The organism is Streptomyces sp. NPDC048623, assembly GCF_040650755.1.
GTDB lineage: Bacteria > Actinomycetota > Actinomycetes > Streptomycetales > Streptomycetaceae > Streptomyces.
In genome coordinates, this window is sequence record NZ_JBEZHV010000008.1 from 26,983 (window position 1) to 41,415 (window position 14,433).

16 protein-coding genes are annotated in these 14,433 nt (G+C 73.9%); 6 read left to right on the plus strand and 10 right to left on the minus strand.

Annotation, left to right across the window (positions count from 1 at the left end; translation table 11 throughout):
* Nucleotides 1–57: 57 nt before the first annotated feature.
* Both AB0C73_RS13995 and AB0C73_RS14000 read right to left on the minus strand, forming a co-directional pair.
* The gene (locus AB0C73_RS13995) at nucleotides 58–1,713 is read right to left on the minus strand and encodes a GMC oxidoreductase (protein WP_362528798.1); all 1,656 of its coding nucleotides are present in this window, start codon (nucleotides 1,711–1,713) and stop codon (nucleotides 58–60) included.
* A 154-nt stretch (nucleotides 1,714–1,867) separates the two neighbouring features.
* On the minus strand, nucleotides 1,868–2,149 hold the full coding sequence (locus AB0C73_RS14000; RefSeq protein WP_362528800.1) for a hypothetical protein: 282 nt from the start codon (nucleotides 2,147–2,149) through the stop codon (nucleotides 1,868–1,870).
* Nucleotides 2,150–2,420: 271 nt separating this feature from the next.
* Between AB0C73_RS14000 and AB0C73_RS14005 the strand changes: the two genes are divergently transcribed.
* Nucleotides 2,421–4,949, plus strand: a complete 2,529-nt coding sequence (locus AB0C73_RS14005) for a SpoIIE family protein phosphatase (RefSeq protein WP_362528803.1) — start codon at nucleotides 2,421–2,423, stop codon at nucleotides 4,947–4,949.
* A 38-nt stretch (nucleotides 4,950–4,987) separates the two neighbouring features.
* Here the strand turns inward: AB0C73_RS14005 and AB0C73_RS14010 are convergent, their stop codons facing one another.
* The gene (locus AB0C73_RS14010; RefSeq protein ID WP_362528805.1) at nucleotides 4,988–5,209 is read right to left on the minus strand and encodes a hypothetical protein; all 222 of its coding nucleotides are present in this window, start codon (nucleotides 5,207–5,209) and stop codon (nucleotides 4,988–4,990) included.
* Between the two features lie 207 nt (nucleotides 5,210–5,416).
* Here AB0C73_RS14010 and AB0C73_RS14015 point away from each other — a divergent pair, with 207 nt between their 5' ends.
* Nucleotides 5,417–5,668, plus strand: coding sequence for a type B 50S ribosomal protein L31 (locus AB0C73_RS14015; RefSeq protein ID WP_362528807.1), 252 nt, complete (start codon nucleotides 5,417–5,419; stop codon nucleotides 5,666–5,668).
* Nucleotides 5,669–5,809: 141 nt separating this feature from the next.
* Here AB0C73_RS14015 and AB0C73_RS14020 read toward each other — a convergent pair whose 3' ends face one another.
* The gene (locus tag AB0C73_RS14020) at nucleotides 5,810–6,316 is read right to left on the minus strand and encodes a peptidylprolyl isomerase (RefSeq protein WP_362528809.1); all 507 of its coding nucleotides are present in this window, start codon (nucleotides 6,314–6,316) and stop codon (nucleotides 5,810–5,812) included.
* A 160-nt stretch (nucleotides 6,317–6,476) separates the two neighbouring features.
* On the minus strand, nucleotides 6,477–6,716 hold the full coding sequence (locus AB0C73_RS14025; protein WP_362528811.1) for a hypothetical protein: 240 nt from the start codon (nucleotides 6,714–6,716) through the stop codon (nucleotides 6,477–6,479).
* A 186-nt stretch (nucleotides 6,717–6,902) separates the two neighbouring features.
* Between AB0C73_RS14025 and AB0C73_RS14030 the strand changes: the two genes are divergently transcribed.
* Complete coding sequence (locus AB0C73_RS14030; RefSeq protein ID WP_362528813.1) at nucleotides 6,903–7,427, plus strand: hypothetical protein; 525 nt, start codon at nucleotides 6,903–6,905, stop codon at nucleotides 7,425–7,427.
* A 72-nt stretch (nucleotides 7,428–7,499) separates the two neighbouring features.
* On the opposite strand, the gene AB0C73_RS14035 is transcribed toward AB0C73_RS14030, so the two are convergent.
* The 3 genes from AB0C73_RS14035 to AB0C73_RS14045 form a co-directional block, all read right to left on the minus strand.
* Nucleotides 7,500–8,000, minus strand: a complete 501-nt coding sequence (locus AB0C73_RS14035; protein WP_362528815.1) for an NUDIX hydrolase — start codon at nucleotides 7,998–8,000, stop codon at nucleotides 7,500–7,502.
* A 101-nt stretch (nucleotides 8,001–8,101) separates the two neighbouring features.
* Nucleotides 8,102–8,971 (minus strand): YhjD/YihY/BrkB family envelope integrity protein, encoded by an 870-nt coding sequence (locus tag AB0C73_RS14040; RefSeq protein ID WP_362528818.1) that lies wholly within the window; start codon nucleotides 8,969–8,971, stop codon nucleotides 8,102–8,104.
* A gap of 94 nt (nucleotides 8,972–9,065) precedes the next feature.
* Nucleotides 9,066–9,551, minus strand: coding sequence for a helix-turn-helix domain-containing protein (locus AB0C73_RS14045; protein WP_362528820.1), 486 nt, complete (start codon nucleotides 9,549–9,551; stop codon nucleotides 9,066–9,068).
* A 119-nt stretch (nucleotides 9,552–9,670) separates the two neighbouring features.
* Between AB0C73_RS14045 and AB0C73_RS14050 the strand changes: the two genes are divergently transcribed.
* Nucleotides 9,671–10,159: a PaaI family thioesterase gene (locus tag AB0C73_RS14050; RefSeq protein WP_362528822.1), complete on the plus strand. Its 489-nt coding sequence runs from the start codon at nucleotides 9,671–9,673 to the stop codon at nucleotides 10,157–10,159.
* A 46-nt stretch (nucleotides 10,160–10,205) separates the two neighbouring features.
* Here the strand turns inward: AB0C73_RS14050 and AB0C73_RS14055 are convergent, their stop codons facing one another.
* Complete coding sequence (locus AB0C73_RS14055; protein ID WP_362528825.1) at nucleotides 10,206–10,583, minus strand: luciferase family protein; 378 nt, start codon at nucleotides 10,581–10,583, stop codon at nucleotides 10,206–10,208.
* 84 nt (nucleotides 10,584–10,667) lie between these two features.
* Nucleotides 10,668–11,861, minus strand: coding sequence for a PP2C family protein-serine/threonine phosphatase (locus tag AB0C73_RS14060; protein WP_362528828.1), 1,194 nt, complete (start codon nucleotides 11,859–11,861; stop codon nucleotides 10,668–10,670).
* A gap of 139 nt (nucleotides 11,862–12,000) precedes the next feature.
* Between AB0C73_RS14060 and AB0C73_RS14065 the strand changes: the two genes are divergently transcribed.
* Both AB0C73_RS14065 and AB0C73_RS14070 read left to right on the plus strand, forming a co-directional pair.
* Nucleotides 12,001–12,873, plus strand: coding sequence for a MoxR family ATPase (locus tag AB0C73_RS14065; protein WP_362528830.1), 873 nt, complete (start codon nucleotides 12,001–12,003; stop codon nucleotides 12,871–12,873).
* Nucleotides 12,870–14,312, plus strand: coding sequence for a VWA domain-containing protein (locus AB0C73_RS14070; RefSeq protein WP_362528832.1), 1,443 nt, complete (start codon nucleotides 12,870–12,872; stop codon nucleotides 14,310–14,312). The genes AB0C73_RS14065 and AB0C73_RS14070 overlap by 4 nt, the downstream gene beginning before the upstream one ends.
* The last annotated feature ends 121 nt before the right edge of the window (nucleotides 14,313–14,433 follow it).

A 14,433-nucleotide genomic window follows, 5' to 3' on the forward strand; every position in this document is an offset into this window, starting at 1 on the left:
TACGGCGAGGGGGCCGGCCGGGCTTTCCCGGCCGGCCCCCTCGCCGTGTCCCGCCCCTCACAGGTCGGTGGCGATGATCTTCTCGATGTTGCGTTCGGCGAGCGCCGTGATCGTGACGAACGGGTTGACGCTGGTGCTGCCGGGGATGAGGGCTCCGTCGATGACGTACAGGCCGTCGTAGCCGTGCAGCCGGCCGTAGTTGTCGGTGGCCTCGCCGAGGACGGCGCCGCCGAGCGGGTGGTACGTGAGATGGTCGCCCCAGATCTTGTAGGCGCCGAAGAGGTCCGTGCGGTAGATGGTCCCCTCCTTGGCGTTGATCTTGTCGAAGATGGTCCTGGCCGCGTCGATCGAGGTCTGCTTCCAGGCCCGGTCCCAGCTCAGGTCGACCCGCCCGGCGGCGGCGTTCCAGCTGAACTCGGCGCGGTGCGGGGTGCGGGTGATGGAGAGGTAGAAGGAGGCGTAGGTCTCGATGCCGGTGGGCAGCGGGGCGACCTCGGCGAAGGCGCCGCCGGCGTCCCAGTTGTCGATGCCCGCGGTGGGCATGGCGGACTGGAGCTTGCCGGTGGGGTCCCACATGTGGTTGGCCCGGCCGCACATGACGTTGCCGTTGTCGCCCCAGTTCTTGCCGACCCGGTCGTTGAGGGCGGGCAGCGCCCCGGTGGCCCTCAGGCGGGTGAGCAGCTTGCTGGTGCCGACGCTGCCGGCGGCGAAGAAGACGCGGTCGGCGGTGACGGTCTTGGTCTCGACGGTGGTGCCGGTGGTGTCGATGCGTTCGATGGTGACGGTGTAGCCGCCGTCGGACGCCGGGGTGACCGTGGTGACCTTGTGGAGCGGTGAGACGGCGACCCGCCCGGTGGCGGCGGCGCGGGCGAGATAGGTCTTCTGCAGGCTCTTCTTGCCGTGGTTGTTGCCGTAGATGACCTCGCCGTCGAGGGCGGACTTCGGCACGGCCCCGGCGGCCTCCTGCTTCATGTAGTCCCAGTCGTAGACGTTGGGCACGAAGACGAAGGGGAAGCCGGAGCGCTGGGCGTGCTTGCGGCCGACGCGCGCGTACTGGTAGCAGTCGGCGCTCTCCCACCAGGTCTGGTCGACGTCGGTGACGCCGAGTCCGGCGTTGGCGCGCGGGTAGTAGGTGGCGTACATCTCGGCGGGGTCGACGGTGGGCAGCAGGGCCGGGAAGACCTCGCGGCGCGGGGTGACGGCCATGCCGCCGTTGACGAGCGAGCCGCCGCCCAGGCCTCGGCCCTGGTAGACGGTGATCCCGGCGAAGTCCTCGGCGTCGAGGATGCCGGTGTAGCGGGGCACGTCCTTGTCGAGCGGGTAGCCGAGGAACTGGCTGAGGGGCTGCTTGGTGCGGGTGCGCAGCCAGAAGGACCGGTAGTCGGGCCTGGTGGTGTTGGCGAAGATCTTTCCGTCGGACCCGGGGGTGTCCCAGGCCAGACCCATCTCGATCAGGTGGACGTCGACGCCGGCCTGGGCGAGCCGGAGCGCGGCGACGGAGCCGCCGTACCCGGAGCCGATGACGAGGACGGGGACACGGGCGCCGGAGGGGATGGGCGCGAGGGCGGCGGTGACCTCCGCGGGGGTCGCGGCGCTCACGGACGTGGTGTGCCCGGCGAGCGCCAGGCCACCCAGAAGGGAACCGGTTCCAGTGACGAACCGACGACGGGTCAGACCACTGGAAGCCGAGGCCGAATAGGATCTGTCAGTCACGTGATGTTCCTCACTCTGCGAGTGAATGGGAACATGTTCTACTGGCGCGTCCTTGGGAAGTCACGAGAAACCGGCCGGTAACTTGCGGCCGAAAATCACCGTCGCGATCACGGGTCCCAGGTCCCGGGTCCCCGGTACCGGGTCGCCTCTTCGGCTACTGCTCCTGATCCCGTGAGCCCTCGCCGTTCCCGGCGGCCGAGGTCAGCCCGGCGACCAGCACCCCGGCCAGCCCCGCCCAGGCCAGCGCACCGGCGCCGCCCGCGCGCCAGGCCGGCCCGGCGAGCAGCAGGGCGGCGAGCAGACCCGCGGCGAGGGCGCGGGGGTCGCGGGTGAAGGCGAGGGTGCGGCGGGCGCTGCCGGGGGCGGCGCGCTCGCGCAGGGCGAGCCGGCCGACGAGCAGGGCGGCGGCGACCGCCGCCGTCAGGGCCAGGACCATGCCGTGCGCACCGCCTCTCCGTGCCGGGTGCCGGCCGGGCCGACGATCGGCGGGCCGGGCGCTCGGGACCAGTCTCCCCGCCGGGGGCCGCGCCCGCGCGGCAGGCGGCCGAATATCCCCGATCGGGTCGGCCGGGCTCGTCGGGCGCGGTGGCAGGGACGGCCGTGGCAGGGACGGCGGTGGGAGGGACTGCGGTGGCACGGAGCACCGTGGGCACAGAGCGCGGGGACTCCGGATGCGGCCGCCTTCCGGGCGGGAGCATCCTTGCTGTGTGACCTCGTACGGCGCGGCAGGCACCGCCCCGTCGGACGGGTCCGGGCCACCGCGCCCGGAACCGCTGGCCGCCGGGTGGGCTGCGGACGCCCTGACGGTGGTGCTGGCGGAGTCGGTGCTGCGGGCCGTCGAGGCGGCCGGGGGCTATGCGGGTGCGGTGTACCTGCGCTCGGGCACGCCCGGGCTGCTGCGCCTCGCGGTGCTCGCGGGACTCCCGGGGCCGCTGTTCCGCCCGTGGTGGCGGATGCACGCCAACCGCCCGTTCCCGGTGGCCGAGGCGCACCGCTCGGGGCAGCCGGTCCATCTGGGTGACGTCGAGGAGGCCATGCGGCTGTTCCCCCAGCTGGTGGCGAGTCTGCCGTTCCCGTTCGCCTCCCTGTACACGCCGATCATCAGCGGCCGGGAGCGGTTCGGGGTGCTCGTGGTGGTGCGCGCGCCGACGCCCGGGGTGCCGGTGGACGCGCGCGACCGCGGCCGGATGCTCCAGGAGGCGCGCCGGCTGGGGACGACGCTGTCCGGGCTCGCCGCCCACGGGACCCGGGTCGACTGGCCGGGCGAACCCGTGTCCGTACAGCTGCCGTCCCGGACCGCGCCGCCGGTGCGGATCGGCTATTTCGACTGGGACCTGGACTCGGGTGCGGTCAGGGCGGACGCCGGACTGCGGGAGATCCTGGGCGAGGACGCCCCGCTGCCGTGGACGGTGGCGTCACTGACCGACCGCCTGGTGCCCGAGGACGCCTATGCCTTGGGGGCGCTGGCCCGGCAGGCCGCGGGTTCGGGCAGTCCGGCCGCGCGCCGGCTCCGGCTGAAGGGGCCCGACGGCGGGCTCCATCTGCTCGAAGTGACCGCCCGGCCGCTCACCGACGGCCGGGCGGGCCATGTGCTGACCGGCTCCCTGGTCGACCTCGGCACCGGGCTCGTCGGCTCGGACGCCACCGACCGGCTGCCGCGGGCGATCCTGGCGATCGACCGGCTCGGCCGGATCACCTACGTCAACGAGCGCACCGAGGCGCTGCTCGGTCAGGCGCGCGGTGCGCTGGCCGGGCGGCAGCTGTGGGACGCGGTGCCGTGGTTCGGGCAGCCGTACCACGAGGAGCAGTTGCGCGGGTCGCTGCTCTCGGACCGGCCGATCCACTTCGTGGCGCACCCGGATCACGGCGAGTGGCTGCGGGTGTCCCTGTATCCGGGCCGGGACGGGGTCACCCTGGTCCTCGTACCGGAGAACGATCCGGCGGCGGCCGATCTGCCACCGCGCCCGGCCACGGCGGACGACACGGGTCTCGCCTCGCCGGAGGGGCGGGCGGCGGCCCTGTACCGGCCGGTGGCGCTGGCCATCGCGCTGTCGGAGGCGGTGACGGCCCGCCAGGTGTCGGCGGTGGTGACCGAGGAGCTCCTTCCGGCCTTCGGCGGGCGGCAGCTGGCGATCTATCTGCTGAGCGACCGGCATCTGTACCTGGCGTGGGAGACCGGCTTCCCGCCCGGGTTCCTGGAGCCCTTCGACGGGGTGGCCCTCGACGCGCGGCTGCCCGGGGTGGAGACACTGACGACGGGCCGGCCGCTGTTCTACGAGTCGATGGACCAGCTCGGCACGGCCTACCCGGAACTGCCGCTCGACGCGCACACGGGTGCGCGGGCCTTTCTGCCGCTGATCGCCTCGGGCCGGCCGGTGGGCTCCTGCATCCTCGGCTTCGACCGGCCGCGCGGTTTCACCACCGAGGAGCGGACGGTCCTCACCGCGCTCGCCGGCCTGATCGCCCAGGCCCTGGAGCGGGCTCGGCGGTACGACTCCGAGTCCGCGCTGGCCCGGGGGCTGCAGGACGCGCTGCTTCCGCACCGGCTGCCGGTGCACGAGGGCGTGGACACGGTGGGCCGGTATCTGCCCGGCACCCAGGGCATGGACGTGGGCGGCGACTGGTACGACGTGGTGGAGACGGGGCCGGGGCGGCTGGCCCTGGTCATCGGCGACGTGCAGGGGCACGGGGTGGCCGCGGCGGCCACGATGGGTCAGCTGCGCAGCGCGGTGCGGGCGTTCGCGCTGAGCGGGCATCCGCCGCAGGAAGTGGTGCGGGGCACCAACCGACTCCTCATCGACCTGGACCCGGGGCAGTTCGCGAGCTGCTGCTACATGGTTCTCGACCCGGCCACCGGCGAGCTGCAGGCGGCCCGGGCCGGGCATCCGCAGCCGCTGCTGCGCCGGGCGGACGGCAGCACGGAGGTGGTGGAGCTGGCGGGCGGGGTGGTCCTCGGGGTCGACAGCGACGCCACCTACCCGGTGACCCGGCTGCGGCTCGCGCCGGGCGACATCCTCGCCCTGTTCACGGACGGTCTGGTGGAACGGCCCGGCACGGACATCGACGAGGGCGTGGAGCGCCTGCGCCACACCTTCGCGGCCACCGGCCCGACCGCCCTCGCGGACACCGCCGACCGCCTGATCCGCGAGGCCCGCCAGGCCACCGACCGCCCCGACGACATCGCCCTGCTGCTCGCGGCGCGCTGGGCCACGGCGCCCAGGGGCCGGGTGAGCTGACGGGCGGTCGGCGTCGTCGTCGGTGGCGGCGACGGCGGTCAGGGACGCCGGTGGTGGTGGTCGGTCATGGTCGGCAGGCTCGAATGCACGGCCATGGTCGAGAAGTTGGACCGATCGTCGTGGGCCTGCTCCCTGCGGGCCTGCTCCAGGATCAGCCCGTCGGCGTTCTCGGTGACTCCGCTGCCGCGGCGCAGCAGGACCACGATCAGCAGCGCGGCGCAGGCCGCCAGGACGCCGAACAGGACGAGAAATGCGGTCATGAGATCCCCCTTGCTCTCACGGCACGGCCACCGGCCGGTGGCCCGCGTGAATTCACAGTAGCCCGTCGCGGCGCCCCGCGGTGCGGCCTGTGGATATCACCCGCCCGGCCGTGCGGCGCTGGTCGTGGGGGCGGTGCGCGGGGAGGCTGGGCGCACGGGGGGGGGAAGAGCGGCGACGGTGGCCGAGGGGCCGCCCGAGGAGGAGATGTGCAGCAGGACAAGCAGCCCGAGTACCGGCCCGTGGTGTTCCGGGACCGCTCGGCCGGGTTCGCGTTTCTGACCCGGTCCACGGCGAGCAGCGAGCAGACCATCGAGTGGGACGACGGCCAGACGTATCCGGTGGTGGACGTGGAGATCTCGTCGGAGAGCCACCCGTTCTACACGGGCAAGGCGAGGACCGTGGACAGCGAGGGGCGGATCGCGAAGTTCGAGCGCCGTTACGGCGAGGGCGACGGCTGAGTCGCCCGGGCCCCGGTCGGGGGCGTGCCGGGAAGCCGGCGCGGGGGCGGTGGGATGTGCGACCGCCCCCGGCCGGCTTCGGCGCGGGGGCGGTGGTCGACGCACGGCTCGGGCCGTACGGTCGGGTGCGGGCCGTACGGCTCAGGCCTTGGTGTCCTCGACGACGCCGGACTTGGCGACGCGGATCTTGGCCTTGGTGGCACCGGAGCCAGAGCCCAGGGACTCGATCTTCTTGACGAGGTCCTGGCCCTCGACGACCTCGCCGAAGACGACGTGCTTGCCGTCCAGCCAGTCGGTGACGATCGTGGTGATGAAGAACTGGGAGCCGTTGGTGTTGCGGCCCGCGTTCGCCATCGACAGCAGGAACGGGCGGTCGTGCTTGAGCGTGAAGTTCTCGTCGGCGAACTTCTCGCCGTAGATGCTCTTGCCGCCGGTGCCGTTCTCGTTGGTGAAGTCACCGCCCTGGAGCATGAAGTTGGGGATGACGCGGTGGAACGGGGAGCCGGCGTAGCCGAAGCCGTGCTCGCCGGTGGCCAGCTCGCGGAAGTTGCGGGCCGTCTTCGGGACGACCTCGTCGAAGAGCTGGAAGACGATCCGGCCGGCCGGCTCGTCGTTGATGGTGATGTCGAAGTAAACGTTGTTGCTCATGGGGACATCCTGTCATTCCTCGGCCACTGCGCGCGCACGGGCCACCTCCTCCTGGGTGGCGGGGGCCCGAGGACGGCGGACCGCCCGCACGCACGAGCGTGCCCCGCGGGGCTCTCGGAAGGGCGCCGCGGGGCACGGGAGCGTCCGGGGAGTCCGGAGGTCAGACGAGGCCGCCCGCCTGCGGGGCCTGCGGCACGCCGGGGGCCTCAAGGCCGCCGCCCGCGCCCTCGACGGTGTCGTCCACGAGGGTGCCGACGCCCTGGTCCTCCTGAAGGAGGCCGGTGACGCCTGCCGTCGCGTCGCCGGGCGCCAGGGCGGAGGCGTTCGGCGGCGGGGTGACGAGGGCGGTGACAACGCCTGCGGCGAGGGAGGCGATGGCGAGCATGCTGCGCTTCTTCATGCCCTGGTCAACTGCCTGGGGCCGCCGAGGTTACGGGAGCGAGCGCACCGTTTCCGTACGCGCCCGGCAGCGCGCATACTTCAGAACGGAGGAAAAACCGCAACTCGGGCGGAACCACACATTCCAGGCGGATGTCTTTCCCAGTGACACCACTGTCCCCGTCACACGAGGAATCCGGGGGACACCATGCTTCACCGTCAGAGCCTCGCGGCCGGTGCCGCGGGCATTCTTCTCGCCGCCGGGATCGGCGCCACGATCCCCGCGGGCGCCACGACCGCCCCGCCCCGCTCCACGGCCCCGCCGGCAACGGCCCAGGTCGTGAACGTGCGCTGGGGCGTCCACCCGACCTTCGACCGGCTCGTCGTCGACGTCCGGGGCAAGCTGCCCCCGGTCCAGGTGACACCCGTCAAGGCGCTGCACTACGACGGCTCGGGCCAGCGCGTGCCGCTCCCCGGAAAGTTCTTCCTGGAGATCAGGCTCTCGCCCGCCGCCGCCCACAACGAGTCCGGACAGTCCGTCTACCGCGGCCCCCGGCTCGTGAAGCTCTCCCTCCCCGCGCTCAAGGGCGTCGCCCTCACCGGCGACTTCGAGGGCGTGGTCACCATCGGAGCCGCCTTCCACACCAAGCCCGTCTACAAGACCTTCGTCCTGCACTCCCCCGAGCGCTTCGTCCTCGACGTCGCCCACCCGGCGCCCGTCTGCCACCGCTGAGCGCCCGCCGTCGTCACGGGCGGCGGCCGGCCCGGCTCCCGGGCCCCGGCCGCCGCCCCTCTCCTCAGGCCCTCAGGACCCGTCCGCGGCCTCCAGATAGATCGTGCCGCCCGCCCGCCGGGCCCGGTCGATCGCGGCGAGCCGCCGGAAGTTCCGCGGGGTCATCTCCCGCTCCCACGCGTCGAGCGTGCGGACCCGGTACTCGCTGTGCTCCGACGGATCCAGGACCACGCCCGCGATCTGCTCGTCGGTCAGCTCACCGCCGTCGAAGATGAAGCCGATGTGGTTGGCGGGCCAGTCCACGTCACGGGCGGAGGTGAAGTGGGCGCCGAGCAGCCGGGGTTCACCCGTGAACACCAGGCCCGTCTCCTCGCGGCACTCCCGCAGCGCCGTCTCCCACGGGGTCTCCCCCGGGTCCATGTTGCCGCCGGGCCACTGCCACAGCTCGGCCGCCTGGACGGCCCGCAGCTGGAACGGGCGTCCGTGCGTGTCGGTGAAGTAGAGGCAGGCGTACGCCGTCGCTCTCGGCAGCGTCGCGATGTACTCGGCGGGCGGCAGCCAGGTGTGCGTCATGGGCGGCTCTCTCACGTCGAGGTCGACAGGGATCACCACCCATCCAAGCGGCCGGACGGCCCTCGTCGGGCCCCGCACGCGCTCGTCACCTGATCGTGTGATCATTCCGGTTCCGGAGGCCGGCGGCGGAGGCGGCGCGCGACCCGCCGTTCGTGCACCAGGCGTCCGACGAGGGCGCCTCCGTACACGACGAAGCCGACCCCCACGAGCCAGGACTGGAGGACGAGGACCGTGCCGAACTGGCCGTAGGTGACGGCGTTGGAGGCGATGAGCGGGGAGAACACCAGCTGGGAGAAGATGCGCAGCCCGAGCAGGCCGAGGGAGGTGAGCACGGCGCCGGGGACGAGGGCGCGCCAGCGGATGCGGCCGCAGAGCAGGAAGCGCTGCGACCACCAGAAGAAGAGGAAGCTGCCGGCGACGTCGCCGATGGCCACGAGGACGGTGAGGGCGGCCGGGGAGCTCTCGGGGGCCGGGTTGCCGACGAAGAGCAGCAGCGCGGCGACGAGGACGGCGAGCCAGACGACATGTCGCCACATGGTGTGCCAGCGGGCGGTGGGGAGGGTCCAGACGCGTTCGTAGCCGGTCTGGACGGCGGACCCGAAGGTGACGCCGAAGGCGGCGAGGGCGGCGAGACCGAAGGCGGTGGTGCGCTGGAGGGCCTGTCCGGGCTGTCCGAAGAGCTGCTCGACCTCCTCCTGGGAGACCTCGGAGACGCCGAGCCCCTGGATGAGCCAGCGGGCGAAGCCCTGGCCGCTGGCGAGGTCGGCGGCGGCGACCACGATGAGGAGGGGGACGAGGGTGAGCAGGCTCAGCGCGGCGAACCCCATGGAACGGTGCATGAGTTCCATCTCGCGGCCGCGGTTCCAGACGAGTCCGACCGGTGAGGCGAGGAGCCGCTCGTGGAGCCGGTGGAACCAGTGGCCGTGCTCGGCGGGGGCGCCGTCGTGGGGAGCACCGGAAGTGGGGGGCATGCCTCGTCGAGTACCCCGCCGACCGGCCGAACCCGCCCGGGATGCGGCCGAACGGGTGCAGGGGGCCGAGCGGGCCCGAGCGGGCCGGCCCGGTTCAGCGGGCCCGCGCAGGCCCCACGGGGCGGGCGGCGGGGCCGGGGCGGACGGTCACGTCGAAGGGGGTGAGCGGTGCGTGGTCCTCGCCCGTGCAGACGACCTCGACGCGGACGGGTGCGCCGCAGTCGGTGTGCCGGATGTCGAGGGGGCTGCCGTCGGGGCCGGCCGCGTGGGTGTCGCCCCACTGCTTGAGCGCCAGGAGTACGGGCCAGAGATCGCGGCCGCGGGGGGTGAGGCGGTACTGGGAGCGGGTGCGGGCGCCGGGTTCGCGGTAGGGCTCGACGCGCAGGATGCCGCCGGCGACGAGTTTGCGGAGCCGGTCGGCCAGGACGGCCTCGGACAGGCCGAGATGGCGGCGGAAGTCGTCGTAGCGACGCACGCCGTTGAAGGCGTCGCGCAGGATGAGCAGGGACCACTTCTCGCCGACCAGGTCGAGCGCGCGGCGGACCGTGCAGTTCTCGGTGTCGATCTCCAGCCACTCCATCGTCACACTCTAGCCAGCTGGCTTCTCCATTGACAGTCAGCAGATCCGCCATCTAGCTTCGATCTTCGAAGCCAGAAGTGAGGAACGCGGGCACACGGCCCCGGCGGAGGGAATCGGCGATGGAGCGCACACGTACGGTGCACTGGCAGGACGCGGCGGCCACCGCCGAGGCGGCCGGCACGATGGCCGGCCTGGACTTCCTCCACGAGATGATCGCCGGGCGGCTGCCGGGCCCGCCGGTCGGCGCGCTGCTCGGCTTCGCCCTGGAGGAGGCCGAACACGGCCGGGCCGTGTTCTCGTTCGAGCCGGGCGAGGAGCACTACAACCCGATCGGGAGCGTGCACGGCGGGATCTGCGCGACGCTGCTCGACTCGGCCGCGGGCTGCGCGGTGCACACCACGCTCCCCCGGGGCACGGCGTACACCTCGCTCGACCTGTCGACGCGCTTCCTGCGCCCGATCACCCTGGAGACCGGCAAGGTGCGGGCGGTCGGCACGGTGATCAGCCAGGGCCGACGGACGGCCCTGGCCGAGGCGGGTCTCTACGACGACCGGGACCGGCTGCTCGCCCACGCGACCAGCACCTGCATGCTGTTCCCGGTGGGCTGAGCCGCGGAACCCGGCCTGCGCGGGATCGCGGGGGCGGGTGCAGAGGTCAGGTGCAGACGAAGGGGCGGCCGGTACGGGTGCAGTGGTCGGGCGCCGGGTCGCCGGCCGGGTACGGCGCGCCGGTGGCCTGGAGGGCGGCGCTCACCAGGGTGGCGAGCAGATCGATGTCCGAACCGGCGTCCAGACGGACCGTCACCCACCCCGAACCGGCCCGGAGTCGCAGCGCACTGGAGCCGAGAAGGGCCGGCCGGAGCCGGGCGATCATGGCGCGGGTGAGATGGACGTCGGCCTCGTGCTCCCCGTGGAAGTGCACGATCTCCTGGGTGGCTGTGCGCAGTCCGAGCTCGGCGCCGCACGGCGCGCGGTCGGCGATCAGCGAGGGCCAGCTCATCAGGCGTTCACTGGCGTGCCTGGCTGTGTTCATACGAGGAGCGTGCCGCGCCGGACGGGACGGCACAAGCGTCCTACGGAAACAATTCGGCCAGGGTGTGAAACCGGTCGACTCGCCTCAACTCGTGGGGCGTTCGCGGCAGCGCGCGGCGAGTACGGCGACGTCGTCCTCGGCGGTGTGCGCGTCGAGCCGGCGCAGCACCTCGCCGACCACCGCCTCGGGCCCCGAGCCCGGCGGCAGGCGCAGTGCGGCGAGCCGGGCGAGGGAGACATCGATGTCCTCGCCGCGCCGTTCGACCAGGCCGTCGGTGAACAGCAGCAGGGTGTCGGCGGGGGCGAGGGTGCGGACGGCGGGTTCGTAGCCGCCGAGTCCGGTGCCGAGCGGCGGGCCGACGGGCAGGTCGACGAGTTCGGCGGAGCCGTCGGCGGCGAAGACGACCGGTGGGAGGTGGCCCGCGCTGGCGAAGGTGGCGGTGGAGCGCGCCGGGTCGACCTGGATCAGCAGACAGGTGGCCGGCCGCCGCCCCTCGTCCTCGGCGACCACGGCGTCCAGCTGGCGCAGCACCCGGTGCGGCGGCAGATCGGTGGCGGCGACCTCGCGCAGGGCGCCGCGGTAGGCGTTCATGTCCACGGCGGCGTCGAGGCCGTGGCCCATGACGTCGCCGACGACAAGGAGGCTGCGCCCGAAGTGGAGCCGTACCGTCTCGAACCAGTCGCCGCCGACCAGGGTGCGGGGGCCGGCGGGCAGATAGCGGCCGGCGATCTCCAGATTGGGGTGCGGGCGGCCGGGTTCGGCGACCAGGGCGCGCTGGAGGTGCAGCGCGGTGGCCTCGGTGGCGGCGAGCCGGCGCGCGTGGCCCAGGTGCACGGCGGCGAGCCGGGCGGCGTGGGCGACCACGGCGGTCTCGTGCGCGGTGAACCCGCCGGAGGTCCGGGCCACCCGGACCCGGCCCAGGTCGGCCCCGCCGGGCGCGGGCAGCGGCAGCGCGAGCACCGCGGCTCCGTCGGTCCCTTCGGCCTCCTCGGCCCCCTCGGCTCCTTCGGTCCCGGCATGGTCGAGGAGGGCGGTCTTCCCGGCGGTGGCGGCGGGCCCGGGCGCGGGCGGGCCGCCGTCCGCGGGATCGGGGCGGAGGTCGACGGCGGCGGCATCGGCCACCCGGCGCACCAGGAAGTCGGCGAGTTCGGTGCAGACGGTCCGTTCGTCGAGCCGGGTGCCTATCTCGGCGGCGGCGTGCTCCAGGGCGTCGAGGCGGACGAGGACGGCCTCGTACTCCCCCTCCGGCAGGGACCGCTCCCCACTTCGTCCGGACACCACGCCTCCACACCCGTTCGCCTCCCCCCATTCCATCAGCGCCCCGCCCACCCCGCGCGAGCAGGTGACCGGCGGCACACCGGCCGCTAGGGTGGATCTACTGGCGGGTAACCCATGGGCACTCCGGGGGGAAACAGCAATGACGACGACCGGGTACTTCGATTCCGTCGACGACGTCGCCGAACGGCTCGCCGCGACGGGCTATCTGGCCTCGCCCGCCGTCGCGACCGCGGTCTTCCTCGCCGACCGCCTCGGCAAGCCGCTCCTGGTCGAGGGGCCCGCCGGGGTGGGCAAGACGGAGCTGGCGAAGGCGGTGGCGGCCGTCGCCGGGGCGCGGCTCGTCCGGCTGCAGTGCTACGAGGGCGTGGACGAGGCCCGCGCGCTGTACGAGTGGAACCACGCCAAGCAGCTGCTGCGCATCACCGCGGGCCGCGACGAGAGCTGGGACGACGCCCGTACGGACATCTTCGGCGAGGAGTTCCTGCTCGCCCGGCCGCTGCTCACCGCCATCCGCTCCGACGAGCCGACCGTCCTGCTCGTCGACGAGACCGACAAGGCCGATGTCGAGATCGAGGGGCTGCTCCTGGAGGTCCTCAGCGACTTCCAGGTGACCGTGCCCGAGCTCGGCACCATCACCGCCACCCGCCGGCCCTTCGTCGTGCTGACCTCCAACGCCAGTCGCGAGCTCTCCGAGGCGCTGCGCCGCCGCTGTCTCTTCCTGCACATCGACTTCCCGGAGGAGGAGCTGGAGCGCCGGATCGTACGCGCCAAGGTGCCCGGCATCGACGCGGCCCTGACCGCCTCGCTGGTGCGGGTGGTCGGCGCGCTGCGCGCCATGGACCTGCGGAAGGCGCCGTCCGTGGCGGAGACCGTCGACTGGGCCCGCACCCTGCTCGCGCTCGGCGCGGACACCCTCGGCGAGGACGTCGTACGCGACAGCCTGGGCGTGATCCTCAAGCACCAGGAGGACATCCGGAAGGCGGCGGCGAAGCTCGACCTGGACGCGATGTGAGCGCGCGCCCGGAAGCCCGCCCCGAGCCCGCCGCCCCCGGGGACCGGGTCACCGGCCTCGTACGGGCGCTGCGGGCGCACGGCTTCGGCATCGGCACGGGCGAGACCGTCGACGCCGGGCTCGCGCTCGCCGCGGTCGGCTTCGAGGACCGCGAGCGGATGCGGGAGGCCCTCGCCGCGACGCTGCTGCACGGGGCCGGACAGCGGCGGGTGTTCGACCGGGTCTTCGACCTGTACTTCCCGCTCGTCGACGGACGGGAGGAGGACACCCGGGACGCCCAGAACGCCCGGGACGCCCACGACGCCCGGGAGCCGGGCGCTCCGCCGTCCGCTCCCGACGTGGCCGCGCTGCGCGACCGGCTCGCCGCCGCGCTCGCCGCGGGCGACGACGCGGCGCTGAACCTGCTGGCCGGGGACGCGGTCGGGGCGCTCGGCGGCTTCGGCGCCACACCCGGCTCGGACGGCTGGTCCTCGTACCGGACGCTGTCCCGGCTGCGCCCCGAGACACTGCTCGCCCGGGTGCGGGCGATGCTCCGGGACGCCGGGGCCGCCGAGCCGGAGTTCGCCGACCGGCTGACCGACGACGAGATCCGGCGGCGTATCGAGGAGTTCCGCGAGCGGGTACGGACCGAGGCGCGCCGCCGGGTGGCCCTGCGGCAGGGCCGCGACCGGGTGGCCCGGCGGGCGGTCGAGGCGACCCCGGACCGGGTCGACTTCCTGCTGGCGGGCCGGGACCAGCTGGACGAGCTGCGGCGTACGGTACGGCCGCTGGCCCGCAGGCTGGCCACCCGGCTCGCGGCCCGCCGGCGGCGGGCGGCGCGCGGCGAGATCGATCTGCGGCGCACCCTGCGGCGCTCGCTGTCCACGGGCGGCGTGCCGGTGCGGCCCGTGCTGCGCCGTCGGCGCCCGGGGCGTCCCGAGCTGGTGCTGCTGTGCGACGTGTCCGGCTCGGTGGCCGGATTCGCCCACTTCACGATGCTGCTCGTCCAGGCGCTGCACGACCAGTTCAGCCGCGTGCGGGTGTTCGCGTTCGTCAACCGGCTCGACGAGGTGACCGACCTGGTGGCCCGCGGCCGGGCCGATCCGGCGGGCCTCGGCGAGCGGATCCTGGCCGAGGCGACGCTCACCGGCTGGCACGGACAGAGCGACTACGGGACGGCCCTCGGCGAGTTCGCCGAGCGGTACGTGGACGTCCTCGGCCCCCGCAGCGTGGTGTTCGTGCTCGGCGACGCCCGCACCAACCGGAGCGACCCGAACCTCCCCGCCCTGAAGCTCATCGCGGACCGGGCCCGCCGGGTGTACTGGCTCAACCCCGAGCAGCCCGCGCTGTGGTTCACCGGCGACTCCGTGGCGCACGCCTACGCGGAGCTCGTCGAGATGCGCCCCTGCCGCAACGCCGCCCAGCTCGCCGAGCTCATCGGGCGACTGCTCCCGGTCTGACCGCCCGCACCGCGCCGACCGCCCCCGACCCGGCCCTGACCCGGCCCCGGCCTCGGCCTCGCACCGGCCCTGACCTGCTCCGATCAGGGCCGGTGGCGCGGCACCGGGTAGCGTGGCCCGC